The organism is Streptomyces amritsarensis, from assembly GCF_001953875.1.
In the GTDB taxonomy this organism is placed as follows: Bacteria; Actinomycetota; Actinomycetes; order Streptomycetales; family Streptomycetaceae; genus Streptomyces; species Streptomyces amritsarensis.
Map to the genome: position 1 here is coordinate 1 of NZ_MQUR01000131.1, position 16,116 is coordinate 16,116.

At 73.1% G+C, this 16,116-nt stretch carries 17 protein-coding genes; 9 read left to right on the plus strand and 8 right to left on the minus strand.

Features of this window, described 5'->3' with window-relative positions; all coding sequences use genetic code 11:
• Nucleotides 1-142 precede the first annotated feature (142 nt).
• The 3 genes from AVW11_RS32770 to AVW11_RS32780 all read right to left on the minus strand — a co-directional run bounded on the left by AVW11_RS32770 (nucleotide 143) and on the right by AVW11_RS32780 (nucleotide 3,081).
• Nucleotides 143-397, minus strand: coding sequence for a hypothetical protein (locus AVW11_RS32770; protein ID WP_143568929.1), 255 nt, complete (start codon nucleotides 395-397; stop codon nucleotides 143-145).
• Between the two features lie 886 nt (nucleotides 398-1,283).
• On the minus strand, nucleotides 1,284-2,012 hold the full coding sequence (locus AVW11_RS32775) for a hypothetical protein (RefSeq protein WP_079250887.1): 729 nt from the start codon (nucleotides 2,010-2,012) through the stop codon (nucleotides 1,284-1,286).
• 142 nt (nucleotides 2,013-2,154) lie between these two features.
• Complete coding sequence (locus tag AVW11_RS32780) at nucleotides 2,155-3,081, minus strand: cyclase family protein (RefSeq protein ID WP_076046842.1); 927 nt, start codon at nucleotides 3,079-3,081, stop codon at nucleotides 2,155-2,157.
• 108 nt (nucleotides 3,082-3,189) lie between these two features.
• On the opposite strand from AVW11_RS32780, the gene AVW11_RS32785 reads away from it, so the two are divergent.
• From AVW11_RS32785 to AVW11_RS32795, 3 genes are read left to right on the plus strand one after another with little or no spacing between them, the layout of a single operon-like run.
• Nucleotides 3,190-4,110: an SDR family NAD(P)-dependent oxidoreductase gene (locus AVW11_RS32785; protein ID WP_076046843.1), complete on the plus strand. Its 921-nt coding sequence runs from the start codon at nucleotides 3,190-3,192 to the stop codon at nucleotides 4,108-4,110.
• Between the two features lie 13 nt (nucleotides 4,111-4,123).
• Nucleotides 4,124-5,323 carry an acyl-CoA dehydrogenase family protein gene (locus tag AVW11_RS32790; protein ID WP_076046844.1) on the plus strand — a complete coding sequence of 400 codons (1,200 nt, stop codon included), beginning with the start codon at nucleotides 4,124-4,126 and terminating at the stop codon, nucleotides 5,321-5,323.
• A complete protein-coding gene (locus tag AVW11_RS32795) occupies nucleotides 5,320-6,387 on the plus strand; it encodes a Zn-dependent alcohol dehydrogenase (RefSeq protein WP_060179486.1) in 1,068 nt (355 codons plus the stop codon). Before AVW11_RS32790 ends, AVW11_RS32795 begins: the two co-directional genes overlap by 4 nt.
• A 75-nt stretch (nucleotides 6,388-6,462) precedes the next feature.
• On the opposite strand, the gene AVW11_RS32800 is transcribed toward AVW11_RS32795, so the two are convergent.
• Nucleotides 6,463-7,107, minus strand: coding sequence for a flavin reductase family protein (locus AVW11_RS32800; protein ID WP_420856419.1), 645 nt, complete (start codon nucleotides 7,105-7,107; stop codon nucleotides 6,463-6,465).
• Nucleotides 7,108-7,318: 211 nt separating this feature from the next.
• Between AVW11_RS32800 and AVW11_RS32805 the strand changes: the two genes are divergently transcribed.
• Nucleotides 7,319-8,122 carry a VOC family protein gene (locus tag AVW11_RS32805; protein WP_076046846.1) on the plus strand — a complete coding sequence of 268 codons (804 nt, stop codon included), beginning with the start codon at nucleotides 7,319-7,321 and terminating at the stop codon, nucleotides 8,120-8,122.
• 27 nt (nucleotides 8,123-8,149) lie between these two features.
• Here the strand turns inward: AVW11_RS32805 and AVW11_RS32810 are convergent, their stop codons facing one another.
• Nucleotides 8,150-8,953, minus strand: coding sequence for an enoyl-CoA hydratase/isomerase family protein (locus AVW11_RS32810; protein ID WP_076046847.1), 804 nt, complete (start codon nucleotides 8,951-8,953; stop codon nucleotides 8,150-8,152).
• A gap of 103 nt (nucleotides 8,954-9,056) precedes the next feature.
• Entirely contained in the window at nucleotides 9,057-11,291 is a 2,235-nt protein-coding gene (locus tag AVW11_RS32815) for an acetate--CoA ligase family protein (protein WP_076046848.1), read from the minus strand.
• Between the two features lie 136 nt (nucleotides 11,292-11,427).
• Here AVW11_RS32815 and AVW11_RS39050 point away from each other — a divergent pair, with 136 nt between their 5' ends.
• A complete protein-coding gene (locus tag AVW11_RS39050; RefSeq protein ID WP_263973232.1) occupies nucleotides 11,428-11,553 on the plus strand; it encodes a hypothetical protein in 126 nt (41 codons plus the stop codon).
• Between the two features lie 18 nt (nucleotides 11,554-11,571).
• On the plus strand, nucleotides 11,572-12,081 hold the full coding sequence (locus AVW11_RS32820; protein WP_076046849.1) for a hypothetical protein: 510 nt from the start codon (nucleotides 11,572-11,574) through the stop codon (nucleotides 12,079-12,081).
• A gap of 73 nt (nucleotides 12,082-12,154) precedes the next feature.
• On the opposite strand, the gene AVW11_RS32825 is transcribed toward AVW11_RS32820, so the two are convergent.
• Nucleotides 12,155-13,336, minus strand: coding sequence for a flavin-containing monooxygenase (locus AVW11_RS32825; protein ID WP_076046850.1), 1,182 nt, complete (start codon nucleotides 13,334-13,336; stop codon nucleotides 12,155-12,157).
• Between the two features lie 191 nt (nucleotides 13,337-13,527).
• Between AVW11_RS32825 and AVW11_RS32830 the strand changes: the two genes are divergently transcribed.
• Together AVW11_RS32830 and AVW11_RS32835 are read left to right on the plus strand one after the other, a co-directional pair.
• Nucleotides 13,528-13,980 carry a DoxX family protein gene (locus AVW11_RS32830; RefSeq protein ID WP_076046851.1) on the plus strand — a complete coding sequence of 151 codons (453 nt, stop codon included), beginning with the start codon at nucleotides 13,528-13,530 and terminating at the stop codon, nucleotides 13,978-13,980.
• A 101-nt stretch (nucleotides 13,981-14,081) separates the two neighbouring features.
• Nucleotides 14,082-14,564 (plus strand): Zn-ribbon domain-containing OB-fold protein, encoded by a 483-nt coding sequence (locus AVW11_RS32835; protein ID WP_079250890.1) that lies wholly within the window; start codon nucleotides 14,082-14,084, stop codon nucleotides 14,562-14,564.
• Here the strand turns inward: AVW11_RS32835 and AVW11_RS32840 are convergent.
• Nucleotides 14,513-15,247 (minus strand): pyridoxine/pyridoxamine 5'-phosphate oxidase, encoded by a 735-nt coding sequence (locus AVW11_RS32840; RefSeq protein ID WP_079250888.1) that lies wholly within the window; start codon nucleotides 15,245-15,247, stop codon nucleotides 14,513-14,515. The two genes, AVW11_RS32835 and AVW11_RS32840, sit on opposite strands and share 52 nt — an antisense overlap.
• A 218-nt stretch (nucleotides 15,248-15,465) precedes the next feature.
• Here AVW11_RS32840 and AVW11_RS32845 point away from each other — a divergent pair, with 218 nt between their 5' ends.
• Nucleotides 15,466-15,672, plus strand: coding sequence for a DUF4287 domain-containing protein (locus tag AVW11_RS32845; RefSeq protein WP_030856188.1), 207 nt, complete (start codon nucleotides 15,466-15,468; stop codon nucleotides 15,670-15,672).
• Nucleotides 15,673-16,116: the final 444 nt, after the last annotated feature.

Genomic DNA, 16,116 nt, shown 5'->3' on the forward strand with positions numbered 1-16,116 from the left:
GGGTGGCGGCTGCCGTGCCGCGCTCGGGGCGTGCACGCGCGCCGCCGCCACCCGCATTCTTCGGAACAGGGGGAACGGCGGATGGCCGCCCGGCCGCATGAGCGTCGCGGACGGCCACCTGGCCTACCCTCGCGGGAAGCGATCAGCCGCGGCTCGGCCAGACGTGCGCCATGCACTTCCGGGCGCGCGACTGGTAGGGCTGCGGGGTCTTGTCCAGCGTGTATCCGAGCTTGCCCACGATCTGCCCGTTGATCCGGCAAAGCTCCTGGGTGGGCTCCCAGTTGCACGACTTTGTGGGGTAGTGGCATTCCCGTGCAGATGCCTGGCCGGCGCTCACGAAGCCAATGCCGGATGCCATGACGAGAGCGGCCGCAGCCGCGCTCACCGTGCGCTTCATGCGCGTCATATTGTCCCCCAGTGTTTTGGTAGCCGGTCACGCTACCGAGATTATTCGGTCGGGTAGACAGTAATCGGCCGCAGAGCCCGGGGCTATCTTCTTGAGGATCATCTGAGCTTGGTGATCGGCGATGCTGAAATTTACATGAGCGGTACCCAGTATTCCGGATACTGCCTGATCGGCAGGGTTGGCTGGGTGGCGTGAGGGCGTCCGGGAGACCTGTGCGCGGATCGGTGGAATGCTGCTCATACCGGCGGCTGGAGAGTTCAGGCGGCAATGATCCGCGACGACGTCATGTTTCCCGTTCTGTGTCCGGCGTGGATCTCCGAGGGATCTGGTGAGTGTGTGGCAACGATTGAATTCGGCGGCGCGCCGCGACTTCTTCGCGGCAGTGGGTGTCTTGGGCCAGGCCGAGTCGGGCCAGTCCGAAAAAGGGTCGGCCGATCATCTGGCGGACGAGTGCGCCATTCGACTACGGAAATCCGCCAGCCGGTGCCTGATAGGGCGACTCCTGTGGATTCCTCCTCAGCGGCGGCAACCGCCCCTCGGCCGTGGTGTGCATGACCACGCCCCAACGTCAGGGTGGTTGCAGGGGAGGGCGAGAAGGCTGTGTGGCTCCGACTCGTCGGCTGAGCCAGGGTGGTGGGGGCGGGGTCTGCGACTGCCGTGCAGGCGGACCGTCCGGGTGGCGGCTGCCGTGCCGCGCTCGGGGCGTGCACGCGCGCCGCCGCCACCCGCAGCACACTGCGGCCACCGCCGCCGCCCGCGGTACGCCGCAGCCACCCGCGGCACACCCACCGCCACCAGCAGCCACCGCCACCGTCCGCGGCGCGCTCCGCGGCCCGGCGGGCCGGGCGGCGGAGCGCGGCGGGCGGCGGGGCGGAGGTCAGCCGTCGGTGCAGATCACGTCATAGGGGCGACCCACCGAAATGGTCAGACGGATGGGGTCCGTGGTGCCGGAGGGGCACTCTTCCTTCGTCTTGACCAGGCCGAGGACCTTCTGTGCGCCCGAGCCGCCGCAGGGGACCTCCTTGGCCTGGGAGGTCACGCAGTCGCCCTTGACGAGCTGGCCGCCGCCGGCGCCCGCGTCGCCGGGGTGGTCGTTGGACAGGTTGCGGCCGCAGACGGTGTTGGTGGGGAGGCCGCTCGACTTGCCGCCGTTGTAGGAGATGCTCACCTCGATCATCACGTCGGTGCCGGCCGGGCACTGGATGGAGCCCGGCAGGATGCTGGCCTCCTTGATGTCGATGGCCTTGAAGGAGGCCCCGGAGTCGGAGCAGCCCGTCCGCTTGTACGCGTCGGCGCCCTTGGAGGGGTCGGGTCCGCCGCAGTCGCCGACCTTCCACACGCTGGAGGTGTCGGAGGAGGACTCCGGGGAGCCGGGGCCCTTGGCCGTGGGCTTGGCCGACGGCGACGCGGAGGCGGAGGTCGACCCGGACCCGGACGTCTTGCCCTTGTCCGCCCCCAGCACCTTGGAGGCGCCGTAGGCGCCGACGACGACCAGGGCGACGACCAGGAAGATGACGAACTTGTTGCTCCCGCGCCGCTGCGGGGTTCCCGGGGTGAAGGGCGGCGGCTGCTGCGGGGGTGGGGACGCCTGGTACGGGTTGGACATGCGCTTCTCCTGTGCTGAGGGTGGTGAGGAGCGGGGGGTGACGCGAGAACGGTGACGCGTCATGGACACAACATGGTTCCACTCGGTGCGGGCCCCGGGCGGCCGGGGTGCCGCCGCCCCCCGCCACCTGCGCGGACGCGTCTCAGAGGATGGCCACCGGGGCCACCGGGGTGCCCGTGGCGCCGACGAACGGCTCGGGCATGGCGGACAGGAGGAAGGCGTACCGCTCTTCTTCTGCACAGGCTGTGGACAGTTTTTCGAGGTCCCAGTTCTGCCCCTGGTGCATGCCCATCTCCACCAGGTCGAGGGCGTGGACGGGCAGCCACAGGTTCTCGATCTCCGGCGGGAAGATCTCGAAGGTCAGGGTGTCGTTCGCGACGGCCGCCACGTCCCGCGCGTGGAACCACTGCGGCGTACGGACCGACAGCCCGGGGGAGGGGAAGCCGTATCCGTGCTTGTCGCCCGCCAGGTAGAGCTGGATCTGGCCGGTGCGGACCAGGACGATGTCGCCGGGGCGGACCGTGACCCGGCCGAACTCCTCGGCCTGCGCCAGGTCCTCCGGGGTCACCGCGTGGTCGCCCGGCAGCCGGTCGAGGCCCTTGGCGCGGGCCACGTCGAGGAGCACCCCGCGCGAGACGATGGGGGCGGCCTTGTCGATGCCGCTGAACTCGGCCCGGCCGTGCGCCGTGATGGTGCCGGCGGGGCGGCCGTTGTAGATCCGGCCGGAGTGCGAGACGTGGGTGAGGGCGTCCCAGTGGGTGCCCGCCTGCAGTCCCATGCTGACGGCGTCGTCGCTGCACGCCACCGTGCCCGGACCGAAGAGCTCCTGGTTGATCTGCACCATCGTGTGCAGCGGGTTGATCCGGCCGGGGATCATGCCGACCTGGACCCCGTCCGCCTTCAGGGGCAGCGCCAGGGAGACGCGGCGGCCGCTGCGGATCTCCGCGGCCGCGCCCCGGACCACCTCGTCGGTGATCAGGTTCAGGGTGCCGATCTCGTCGTCGGCGCCCCAGCGCCCCCAGTTGTTGACGCGCTTGGCTATGTCGTGGAACTCGGCAGGCAGGGTCATGGGCGTCGACGGCTCCTTGCGTGAATACGGCAACGAGGGCTTGTGCGCGGACATCCGACTACCCATAGAATCTAACGGTCCGTCAGAAACCGCGGGAAGGGGCCGGGCGTGGGGAACTTCTTGGCAGGCAGGGTCGTCGCCGTCACCGGCGCCGGCCGGGGCATCGGACGGGCCGTGGCACTCGCCGCGGCCGCCGAGGGCGCCAAGGTCGTCGTCAACGACTACGGCGTCGGCATCGGGGGCGGGGAGCCCACCAGCGAGATAGCCGACGGCGTCGTGAAGGAGATCCAGGCCGCCGGGGGCGAGGCCGTCGCCGTCGCCGACGACATCTCCACCATGGCGGGCGGCCAGCGCATCGTCGACACCGCCCTCGCGCAGTACGGACGCCTCGACGGCGTCGTCTGCGTGGCCGGCATCCTGCGCGAACGGATGCTGTTCAACATGTCCGAGGAGGAATGGGACCCGGTGGTCGCCACCCACCTCAAGGGCACCTTCACCGTCTTCCGCGCCGCGTCCGCCGTCATGCGCCGCCAGGGCTCGGGCACCCTGATCGGCTTCACCAGCGGAAACCACCAGGGCTCGGTCGCCCAGGCCAACTACAGCGCCGCCAAGGGCGGGGTCATCTCCCTCGTCCGCTCCGCCGCGCTGGGCCTCGCCAAGTACGGCGTCACCGCCAACGCCGTCGCACCCGTCGCCCGCACCCGCATGTCCGCGAACGTGCCCATGGAGCTCAAGGAGATCGGCGAACCCGAGGACGTCGCGGCCCTGGTCACCTACCTGCTCTCCGACAAGGCCGTCGCCGTCGGCGGCGAACCCATCACCGGGCAGGTCTACACGATCGCCGGCCCGAAGATCGCCGTCTGGGCGCAGCCGCGCGAGCTGCGCGCCGGATACGCCGAGGGCTCCTGGACCCCGGAGAAGATCGCCGACTTCCTGCCCGGGACGGTCGGCACCGACCCCATGCCGATGCTGGCGCAGTTGGAGGCCATGGCCAAGGCGGCGGCCGCCAAGGACCGCCCCAACGCCTGACGGGGGGCGCGGCATGGATTTCGGCTTCGGGGCCGAGGACGAGGAACTGCGCGCGCAGGCCCGGGCCTGGCTGGCGGAGCACCTCGTGGGCCCGTACGCGCACGCCGTCGGCCTCGGCGGGCCGGGCAGCGAGCACGAGGGTGTGCAGGCCCGCCGCGACTGGGAGCGGGAGCTCGGCCGCGGCGGCTGGATCGGCCAGGGCTGGGACGCGCCGGACGGGGCGTACGGGCAGCGGCGGCTGTCGCTGACCGGGCAGGTGGTGTGGGCCGAGGAGTACGCGGCGCTGCGCGCCCCCGGCCGGGTCGGCCACATCGGCGAGAACCTCCTCGCGCCCACCCTGATCGCCTACGGCAGCCCGGAGCAGCAGCGCCGCTTCCTGCCGGCCGTCGCGCGCGGCGAGGAGCTGTGGTGCCAGGGCTACAGCGAGCCGGGCGCCGGCTCCGACCTCGCGGGCATCCGCACCGCGGCCGTGCGCGACCCGGCCGACGGGCTCTTCCGCGTCACCGGGCAGAAGATCTGGACCTCCCTGGCCCGGGAGGCCGACTGGTGCTTCGTCCTGGCCCGCACCGAGCCCGGATCCAAGCGCCACCGCGGGCTGTCCTTCCTCCTGGTCCGCATGGACCAGCCGGGCCGCGTGGAGGTCCGGCCGATCCGCCAGATGTCGGGCACCGCGGAGTTCAACGAGGTGTTCTTCGACGGGGCGGTGGCCGCGGAGGTCGTCGGCGCGCAGGGCGGCGGCTGGACCGTGGCCATGTGCCTGCTGGCGCTGGAACGGGGCGTGTCCACCCTGGTCCAGCAGATCGGCTTCGCCGCCGAGCTGGAACGCGTCCTCGGCCTGTACGCGGCCTCGGGGACGGCCGACCCGGTGGTCCGCGACCGCCTCGTACGGCAGTGGGCCGAGCTGCGCACCATGCGCTGGAACGCGCTGCGGACCCTGGGCGCGCAGGGCGATCCGGGCGCGCCGAGCGTGGCCAAGCTGCTGTGGGGCGGCTGGCACCGCAGGCTCGGGGAGCTGGCGGTGGAGGTCAGGGGTGCGGCGGCCGCCGCCGGGCCGGGCACGTGGTCGCCGGAGCTGCCGTACGAGCTCGGACTCGACGGGGAGCAGCGCCTGTTCCTGTTCACCCGTGCCGACACGATCTACGGCGGTTCGGACGAGATCCAGCGCGACATCATCGCCGAGCGTGTGCTCGGCCTGCCTAAGGAGTCCAGGTGAGAGGCGTCGTGTTCGACGGCAAGCAGGCCCGGGTGGTCGACGACCTGGAGATCCGGGACCCGGGGCCGGGGGAGGTGCTCGTCGCGATCGGCGCGGCCGGGCTGTGCCACAGCGACCTGTCGGTGATGGACGGGACGATCCCCTTCCCGCCGCCGGTGGTGCTGGGGCACGAGGGCGCGGGGGTGGTGGAGGCCGTCGGCGAGGGCGTCACGCACGTGGCGCCCGGCGATCACGTGTCGCTGTCCACGCTGGCCAACTGCGGGGCGTGCGCGGACTGCGACCGGGGCCGGCCCACGATGTGCCGCAAGGCGATCGGGATGCCCGGGCAGCCGTTCTCGCGGGGCGGCAGGCCCCTCTACCAGTTCGCCTCCAACTCCGCCTTCGCGGAGAAGACGATCGTCAAGGCCGTGCAGGCGGTGAGGATCCCGGCCGACATCCCGCTGACGTCGGCGGCGCTCATCGGCTGCGGGGTACTGACCGGGGTGGGGGCGGTCCTCAACCGGGCCCGCGTCGACCACGGCGAGACCGTCGTCGTCATCGGCACCGGAGGCATCGGGCTCAACGTGCTCCAGGGCGCCCGGATCGCCGGGGCCGCGACGGTCGTGGCGGTGGACGCGAACCCGGCGAAGGAGGCGGTGGCCCGGCAGTTCGGGGCCACGCACTTCATCGACGCGTCCGCGGTCGCCGACTCCTCGGCGGCGGTCCGCGAGATCCTGCCGACCGGCGCCGACCACGCCTTCGAGTGCGTGGGCGACGTCGGACTGATCCGGCAGGCCGTCGACCTCCTCGACCGGCACGGCCAGGCGGTGCTGCTCGGCGTGCCCGGCTTCAAGGAGGAGGCGTCGTTCCTCGTGTCGTCCATGTACCTCGACAAGACGATCATGGGCTGCCGGTACGGCTCCTCGCGCCCCCAGCGCGACATCGCCCTCTACGCGGAGCTCTACCGGCAGGGCCGCCTGCTGCTGGACGAGCTGGTGACGGAGGTCTACCCGGTCGAGGACTTCGCCAAGGCCGTCGACGACGCCCACCACGGGCGGGTGGCGCGCGGGGTGCTCACCTTCTGAACCGCCGCCGGTCGTGGTGCATGCCGGTCCGCCCCCGGGGCGGACCGGCATCCGGCGTCCTGCCGCCGGCGCCCGTCAGCCGGCGAGGCGGCCGAAGCGGCCCTTGTGGAAGAGGAGCGGATCGCCCTCCCCGGCCGCGCCCATGGCCACGACCCGGCCCACGACGATGAGGTGGTCCCCGCCCGTGTGGACGGCGTGGATCCGGCAGTCGATCCATGCGGGCACGGCTTCGAGCTGCGGGGACCCGGTGACGGGGGCCGGGCTGTGGGCCACCCCGGCGAACTTGTCCGCGCCGCTCACGGCGAAGGACCGGCACAGCTCGCCCTGCTCGGCCCCCAGGATGTTGACGCAGAACACCCCGGCGCGGGCGATCCGCGGCCAGGTGGTCGACGTACGGGCCACCATGAAGGTGACCAGGGGAGGGTCCAGGGACAGCGAGGCGAAGGACTGGCAGGCGAACCCGGCCGGCCCGCCCCCGTCCCCCTCCCCGTCCGCGCCGGGCGGCGCGGTGATGACCGTGACGCCGCTGGCGAAGTTCCCGAGCACGGCCCGGAATTCGGCGGGGCTGACCGGCGCGCGCTCGTCCTCGCCGACGGCCCGCAGATCGGGACGCGGCAGGGCGTCGACGGACTCGGGTTCCCGCTGCGCCGTGGCGGAGGTGGGGGAGCCGACTGACCTGAGGTATCGGACGACGGTGGCCGCCATCCCTGCATGTCCCATCACACCCCCGATTGAAGCTGACGGTTCGTCAGATGTGAAGGGGTGGGTGCAGGACCGCGCCCGGCGAGGACGCCGCACCGGCACGCGGGCGCAGCGGACGCGCACCCGCACGGGTGAAACCGGACCGGCGGGCGGCTCCGCGGGCGCGGGCGGGGGAGGAGGCTCGGCATCGTGGCTGCGACCCGTACAGCCGCCGTACCCCGGAGGGCACATGCTCGGCACCGACTTCCGCACCGGATCACCCAACTGGCTCGACCTCGGCAGCCCCGACACCGCCGCGGCCGCCGCGTTCTACGGGGCCCTCTTCGGCTGGGAGTTCGCATCCGCCGGACCCGAGGCCGGCGGGTACGGGTTCTTCCGGCAGGACGGCAAGACCGTCGCCGCCCTCGGACCGCTCACCGAGGAGGGCGCCCGCTCGGCCTGGATGCAGCACTTCATGACCCCCGACATCCAGGCCACCACCGGGGCCGTCCGGGCCGGCGGCGGGACGGTGCGCATGGAGCCCACGGACGTCATGGGGGAGGGATGGCTGGCGCAGTTCACCGACCCGCAGGGCGCCGAGTTCGCCTGCTGGCAGCCCGGGAACACCGCCGGGTTCGGCATCGCCTCCGCAGAGAACACGCTGGTGTGGACGGAACTCCACGTCCCCGACCCGGTCGCCGACATCGCCTTCTACGCCGCCCTGTTCGGGTGGCGGCACGCCGAGATGCAGGCGCCCGGGATGACGTACCGGGTCCTGAGCACCGCCGACGGCGACCAGGAGGACGCCTCCTTCGGCGGCGTCGCACCGCTCGGCGAGGGCGCGGGCGGCAGCGAGGACGGAGAGGGCGGGGAGGCGCGCTGGGTGCCCTACTTCCACGTCGGCGACGTCGACGCCACCGTCGCCAGGGCCGAGGCGAACGGCGGGACCGTCCTCATGCCGGCCGCCGACGTGCCGGACGTCGGGCGGATCGGCTGGCTGGCGGACCCCTTCGGCGCGGTGTTCGCGCTGCTGAAGCCCGACCCGCAGATGTAGGCCGCGGGCGAGCGGCCCCGGCGCGGCTCACCGCCCCAAATACGTGGGCGTGCGCCGCTCCACGAAGCTCGCCACGCCCTCGTTCGCGTCGGCGGTAGCCATGTTGATCTCCTGAGCGGTGGCCTCGGCGGCCAGCGCGGCCGCCCGGTCGCCGTCCAGGGAGGCGTTGACCAGCTGCTTCGTCATGGCCAAGGCCCGGGTCGGGCCCTGCGCCAGCCGCTCGGCCCACTCCCGGGCCGCCGTCCGGAGCTCCTCGGCCGGAACCACCCTGTTGACCAGGCCGAGCCGCTCGGCCTCGGCCGCCGGGACGGCGTCCCCGAAGAACATCAGCTCCTTCGCCTTCTGCGGGCCGACCAGACGGGGCAGCAGGTACGCGCCGCCCCCGTCCGGGACCAGGCCGCGGCGCACGAACACCTCGATGAAACGGGCCCCTTCGGCGGCGATCACCAGGTCGCAGGCGAGGGCCAGGTGCGCGCCGATACCGGCGGCCGTGCCGTTGACGGCCGCGACCACCGGCTTCTCGCAGTCGAGCACCGCGGTGATCAGGCGCTGCGCGCCGAGGCGGATCATGCGGGCCACGTCCCCGGCGACCCGGTCACCGCCGGCGGCCGGTGCGCCCCGCAGATCGGCGCCCGCGCAGAAGCCCTTGCCGGTGGCGGTCAGGACGACCGCCCGGACGGCGGGGTCGGCGGAGGCCTCGGCGAGCAGCGCGATGACACGCTCGCGCTGGGCCCAGGTGACGGCGTTCATCGCCTCGGGGCGGTTGAGGGTGATCCACGAGACGTTGTTCTCGGTGCGGTGGAGGACGTCGTCCTCGGGGGCGCGTGTCATGCGTGAAACTCCCGTTCAGGTGGGTGCGGCCGGAAGATCCGGCCCACCCGGCGTTCGAGGGCACGGACGCGCAGCGCACGTACGGCGAGGACAGCGTCAGCGGTCAGCGGCAGATGGCGAGGGCGTCCAGGGCCACCGCGCCCTGCCCGCGGGGGAGGACCATCAGGGGGTTGATGTCCAGCTCGGCGAGTTCGCCGCCGAACTCCAGGGCCATCCGCTGGACCCGCAGGATGACCTCCACCAGCGCGTCCACGTCGGCCGGGGGCGCGCCCCGTACGCCCTCCAGGAGGGCGTGGCCGCGCAGCTCCCTGAGCATCGCCCGCGCCTGGTCCTCGCCGAACGGCGGGACGCGGACCGCCGCGTCGTGCAGGACCTCGACGAGGACGCCGCCCAGCCCGACGGTGACGGTCGGGCCGAAGAGGTCGTCCTGCGTGACCCCGACGACCATCTCCACGCCCCGTTCCACCATCTGGCAGACCAGGATCCCGTCGAGCGGGACGTTCTCGTAGCGGGCGATGTCGGTCAGCTCCCGGTACGCGTCGCGGATCTGGCTCGCGGAGGTCAGGCCGATCTTCACCAGGCCCAGCTCGGTCTTGTGGCCGAGCTGCGGGCCGGAGGCCTTCATCACCACCGGGTAGCCGACCAGCCCGGCGGCACGTACGGCCGCCGCCGCGCTCGTCACCAGCTGCTCGCGGGGCACCCGTATCCCGTAGGCGCGCAGGAGCTGTTTCGCGGCATGCTCGCTGAGCTGCTGTCCCGGCCGCATGAGGGCCTGCGCCTTGCGGTACGAGGGCGACGGCGTGCGCGGCGCGTCCTCGAAGGGGGAGCGGTAGCGGGCGGTGAAGCGGTGGTGGCCGAGGTAGGCGCGTACGGCGGTGATGCAGTTGCCGAAGGTGCGGAAGGTGGCCACGCGGGAGGAGCCGAGGAGGGTGGTGCGGTAGGCGTCCTCGGTGCCGACCGGGGAGCCCCAGATCACGCAGACCAGCTTGTCGGTCTGCTCGGCGGCGTCCACCAGGTCCTGGGCGAGCCTGTCGCTCATCGGGGGGAAGGGGCCGGTGATCGGGCAGATCAGGACCCCCACCGACGGGTCGGCGAGGATCGCGTCGATGATCTTCCGGCCGCGCCAGTCGCCGACGGGGTGGCCGCCGTTGTCGACGGGGTTGGCGACGTTCAGGTACGGCGGGATCCACTGGTGGAGTTCGTCCTGCTTGGCCTGCGAGAGGGTGGGCAGGGTCAGGCCCGCCTCGGTGGCAAGGTCGGAGAAGTGGGCCCCGGTGCCGCCGGAGATGGAGTACACGACGACGCCGTCGGTGCGGGGCCGGCGGGCCCGGGCGAGGAGGGCGGCCGTGTCCTGGAGCTCGTCGAGGCCGTCGACGCGGATCACGCCGAACTGGCGCATGGCGGCGTCCACGACGGTGTCGGCGCCGGTCAGCTTCCCGGTGTGGGAGGCGGCCATGCGGGCGCCGGTCTCGGTGCGGCCGACCTTGACGGCGACGACGGGGACGCCGTTGCGGGCGGCCCGGTCGGCGGCCAGGAGGAAGGACCGGCCGTCCTTGAGGCCCTCCACGTAGCAGGCGATGGCGCCGACCTCGGGCTGCTCGGCGAAGTAGGAGATGAAGTCCGAGGTCTCCAGGTCGGCCTCGTTGCCCGTGGGTGCCCAGTGGGACAGCCGGACGCCCAGTTCCTGGAGGGTGTAGACGGGCCGGCCCTGGTGGCCGGACTGGGTGATCAGGGCGATCGCCGGGCCGTCGAGGTCGTCGCGGAACTCCTCGAAGGCGTTGAGGTTGGTGTTGGGGCCCAGCAGGCGCAGCCCGGAGCGCCGGACCGCGGCGGCGAGGCGCTCCTGTGCGGCGGCTCCGGCGCCGCCGGTCTCCGCGAAGCCGGAGGCGAACGCGACGGCGAACTTCACCTTGGTCTCGGCGAGTTCCTCGATGACGGGCAGCGGGTCGGAGACCAGCAGGACGGCGAGGTCCACCTGTTCGGGCAGGTCGGCGACCGAGGAGTGGCAGGCCAGCCCGAAAACGGTGGGGCGGCTGGGGTGCACCGGGTGTATCCGGGCGCCCACGCGGTCCGCCCAGGCGATGAGCTGGCGGGTGATGCCGGTGTTGGGTCGGCCCTCGGCGTCGGAGGCGCCGATGACCGCCACGGACTCGGGCCGGAAGAACCGGTCCAGGTCGGGCACGTCGGCGTGCAGCGGCCGCCCGCTGACGTCCACGGGGATCGCGTCGTCGGCGGAGGGCGCCGCAGACGAATGGACGGCCGTCCTGGGGGTCTCCCCGCAGGCCTCGACCCGTGCGCGGAAGTCGGTGGTGAGGGTGCCGTGAGTAGATCCAAGCATCGTTCCGCCCGCTCCTGCTCGATGAACCTCGATGGAACTCGATAACTGACGTGTAGTCAGATTACTGAACTGACGTGCCGTCAGGAACAGGGCTGCGCAGGAAAGCTGGTGGAGGTGGTGTGGTCAACGGTGACAGATGCCCGCGGAGCGGGTCCAGAGCGCACTTCCGGCCGAGATCGCCCGGCCCGCGGTCCGGGTCGGCGCTCTCGACGCCCGCCGGCTCTGGACGTTCTCTCGCGGCGGTGTGATCATCCACCTGTGACTGCTGTCCGAAAGGCCCATGCCGCGTAGGCGGCCCGGCGCGGTTCGCGCGCAACGAGCACTGCCACTCCACAGGTACACGGCTGCCGGCCGCTGCCGGTACGCCGAGCCGCCCAGGCCGTGGCCCACCCGGATCGACCGCCTCTCCTCGCGGACGGTCGCCGCGGTCCACCGCGAGGAGTGCCGGCGTCCGTACGACGAGGGACTCCGGCCCGGGGCGACCCGGACCGCTCTCAGGACCTGCCGCTCCTTCCTCGCCCTGCCGGGCCGCCGGCTGTACCTGCGGCGGGACTACTGCGCCTGCGAGTCGTGCGACCTCCGCAACGACATCGCCGTGGCCCGCGACCTCCTCGACCTGGTCGCGCGCAGGCTTGCGCCCTGGCCGCGCCGGGAACTGCGGGCCCTGCCGGCCGGACTGGACGAGGAACTGTGGCGCCGCACCGTGCCCGACCCGTTCGCCCACACGCGGCCGCACCGCGGGGGAGCCTGGTGGCACCAGCGGCTGTACGACCTGGACCATCTCCTGTGACGGGCGGACCGGCGTTTTTCCGGGTCGGGGGCGGGTCGGCGTGCCCGGTCAGGAGGTCGGCTGGCGTGCCCGGTCAGGGGCGGGCCCTCCGCCGGGCCACCGCCTTGGCGATCTTCTCCGCGTCCAGGGCCATCTCCCGGAACATCCCGCTGATGGGATTGGTGAAGCCGGTGAAGTACAGGCCGTCGGCCGTCGCGGCGGTGCGGGCGCCGTGCGTACGGGGGCGGCCGCGCTCGTCCAACACGCCGAGATGGCCGACCAGCCCCTCCAGCCGGCGGTGGTACCCGGTGGCCGCGACCACCACGTCCGGGGTGATGCGCGAGCCGTCGGCGAGGACGACCTCCGGCCCGTCGAAGGACTCCACGGCGGCGACCGGCTCCACCCTGCCCGAACGCACCGCATCGATCAGGCCCACGTCCTGGACCGGGATCGCCCCCTGCCTGACCCGGCTGTACAGGCCGGCGGCGGGGCGCGGGAGCCCGTACGCCGTCAGGTCCGGGACGGAAGCCCGGGCCACGAGCGCACCCAGCCGGTCCACGAGCCGCACCGGCAGCCGCCGGACGAGGATCCCGCTGCGCTGGGCCGGCCAGCCGGCCGTGGAACGGCGCACGATGTGCGGGGCGGTGCGCACGGCGAGCCGCACCCGGGCCGCGCCGCCCTCGGCGAGGTCGACGGCTATCTCGGCGCCGGTGTTGCCGACGCCGACGACGAGGACGTCCTGGCCCGCGAACGGCTGGGGGTTGCGGTAGTCGGCGGCGTGCAGCAGCCGGCCGCCGTAGGACTCCCGGCCCGGCCAGTCGGGCAGCCTGGGTGTGTGGTTGAAGCCGGTGGCGACGACGACGGCCGCGGCGGTCAGCACCCGCCCGCCGGTGGCGTGCAGGGTCCAGCCGCCCTCGTCCCCGGCGTCGGGCTCGATCCGGGTCACCTCGACGCCGGTGACGAGCTCCACCTCGTGGAACTCCGCGTACTTCTCCAGATAGCGCACGACATCGTCACGGGAGACCCAGCGTCCGAACCTGCGCGGCATCGCCAGGCCCGGCAGGGCGGACAGCCGGCGCGTGGTGTGCAGGTGCAGCCGGTCGTAGTGGCGCCGCCACGACGCGCCGACGGTGTCGGACTTCTCGACGACCACGGCGCGGATCCCGCGTGCGCGCAGGGCGGCGGCCGCGGCGAGGCCGCCGGGGCCGGCCCCGATGACGTACACGGGGCGGGGCTGGGTGGTCATGTCGACTGCTGGTGCGGGTGCTGCGGGCATGAGGTGTGATCGTATCGCCACGCTGGGTTGATGGGTCTCGGACGAGGAGGGAATCGATTGCGGATCGGTCACGGGCGCGGGTTCTGACCGCGTACGCGGAAGCCGTGGCGGACCGGGGCCTTGCGGGATCGCTCCCCATCCGCTGAACTGACGTACCGTCAGATCGAGTGGGAGAGGGGTGGGGGCTGCCGATGCAGACCATCTGGCTCAGCGGGGCCGAATGGCTCGCCGTGCTCCGGATAGGCCTCGGCCTGTGGTGGCTGGAGAGCTGGCGGCACAAGGACAAGAAGGGCTGGTTCGAACGCGGCACCGGCATCGCCTGGGCCGCCGACGTCGCCGACAAGCACCGCTGGACCTTCGTCAAGGGCGGCTTCGACCTGGTCGTCGCACCCCGGCCGAAGGCGATGGCGTACATCGTCGTCTACGCGGAACTCGCCCTCGGGCTGGGCCTGGTCCTCGGCTTCCTGACCCCGGTCGCCCTGATCGGCGGACTCCTGCTGAACCTCCTCTACCTCGTCCTGATGATCCACGACTGGGCCGAGCAGGGGCAGAACGCGATGATGGCGCTCATCTCACTCGTCGCGCTGCTCGCCATGTCCTGGCAGACCTGGTCCCTCGACGCGACGATCGGACTGTTCCTGTGACCGCCGGGGGCGCCGGGGGCGCCGGGGGCGCGGCGGGCGTGGCCGGTGCCGGGGCGGGCGTGGCCGGTGTCGTGGGCGGTGGCGTGGGCGGTACCCGCGGCATGGTCGGCGCGGTCGGCGCGGTCGGCGCCGTGCGCCACGACCTTCCCGAGGTGGACGACTTCACCCGCCCCTACTGGGACGCGGCGGCGCAGGGCCGGCTCCTGCTACGACGGTGCGGTGACTGCGGCCGCGCACACCACTACCCGCGCGAGTTCTGCCCGCACTGCTGGGCCGGCGAGGACCGGGTGGCCTGGGAGCCCGCGAGCGGCCTGGCCACCCTCTACACGTGGTCGGTGATCCACCGCAACGACCTCCCGCCGTTCGGCACACGCGTCCCCTACACGGCCGCCGTCGTCGACCTGGCCGAAGGCCCGCGCATGATGACCGAGGTGGTCGACTGCGAGGCGGCCGACCTGCGCATCGGCATGGCCCTGACGGTCACCTTCCGCGAGGCGGCGGACGGCGTGTGGGTGGCGGGCTTCCGACCCGGTCAGGGCCAGAGCAGCTCGCGCACCCAGGAGCCGCCGGCGGCGCGCCGGTAGCGCAGACGGGTGTGCCGGCGGGCGGCGTCCCCCTGGAAGAACTCCACCTCGGCGGGGGCCAGTACGTACCGCGTCCAGGTCGGAGCCGGCGCGTCAGGCTCCGACCCGGCCCGCTCCCAGGCCGCAGCCGAAGCCCGCACCAGCTCCTCCACGGAGCCCAGTACCTCGCTCTGCCTGCCTGTGAGCGCGGCCGCCAGTGCACCGCGCGAACGGACCGCCAGGTCCGCCCGGCTCTCCTCCGGGCCGCACGCGGTGACCGCGCCCCGGACCCGGACCTGCCGGCCCACCGACGGCCAGTAGAACCCGAGCGCCGCCTCCGGCCGCGCCGCCAGCTGCACACCCTTGGCGCTCGTGGCGTGCGAGGCGAAGTGCCAGCCGCGCGCGTCGACGTCGTGCAGCATCAGAGTCCGCACGTCGGGCCGCCCCTCGCCGTCCACCGTGGCCAGGCTCATCGTGTGCGGCTCCGGCTGCCCGGTCCGGGCGGCGTGCACGAACCACTCCCGGAACAGCGCCACCGGCTCGCCGGGCGCCGCCTCCGGGTCGAACCCGGGCAGCGGCGAGTCCCACACGCGCAGGGCGTGCAGCACCGAACGGAACTCCTCACCGCCGACCCCGCCGCCGATCTCTCCGCCGGTCTCTCCGCCGGACCCGTCACTGACCTCGTCGCTGACTTCGCTGCTCATGGCGCCCAGGCTATGCGCGGCGGGGTGGCGGGACGCCGGGGCGCCGGGGTGGCGGGACGCGGGTCAGACGGTCCGGCCGCCGAAGTGGGCGGCGAGCCCGTCGAGAGCATCCGGGGGCAGGATCCTCGGTGTGGCGCAGGTCACAACGCGCCGAGCGCTCAGTTCTCGTTCCTCCGGCGGTCATACCTGCGACGACATCGCAACGAAGGAGATATGCCATGGCCGACGCCGTGAAGGGCCCCGCCAGCTACTTCCCGTCGATCGAGAAGAAGTACGGCCGGCCGATCGCCGAGTGGAAGGACCTCATCAGGTCCTCGCCGCTGACCAAGCACATGGAACTCGTCGCCTGGCTGAAGACGGAACACGGCCTGGGCCACGGCCACGCCAACGCCCTCGTGGCGCACACGCTGGCGGAGGCCAAGTAGCCGCGCGGCGGCCACGGCCGGCTGTGCAGGCGGCGGGGTGCCGGCGGGGCAGGCGGGGCGGGGTCGGAGCACGGCGGAAGCGGGCGAGGCGGGGCGGGGTGAAGGCCGGGCCGGGCGTTGGGAGGCCGGGCTCCGGCGAGGCGGGGGTGAGAGGTGCGGCGGACCGGCTCGGGGCGGAGTCTCGGCGCGGCGGGGGTGAGAGGTGCGGCGGGGGTGGGGCAGCGGGGTTTGGGCGGGGCGGGAATGAGAGGCGCGGCGGCAACGCGGGGACGGGGTTTGGGCGGGGGCGGGAGCGAAGGCACAGCGGGAGTGCGGGAGCGGGATTTGGGCGGGGCGGGAGTCAGTGATGTGCTGGGGGTTTCCCGTCAGTCCCATCGTCTCTCCGTGTCGTGCCGGTCCCTCAAGGGCGCTCGTTCCTCGCGTCGCTTCGCGATGTCGCTGCGC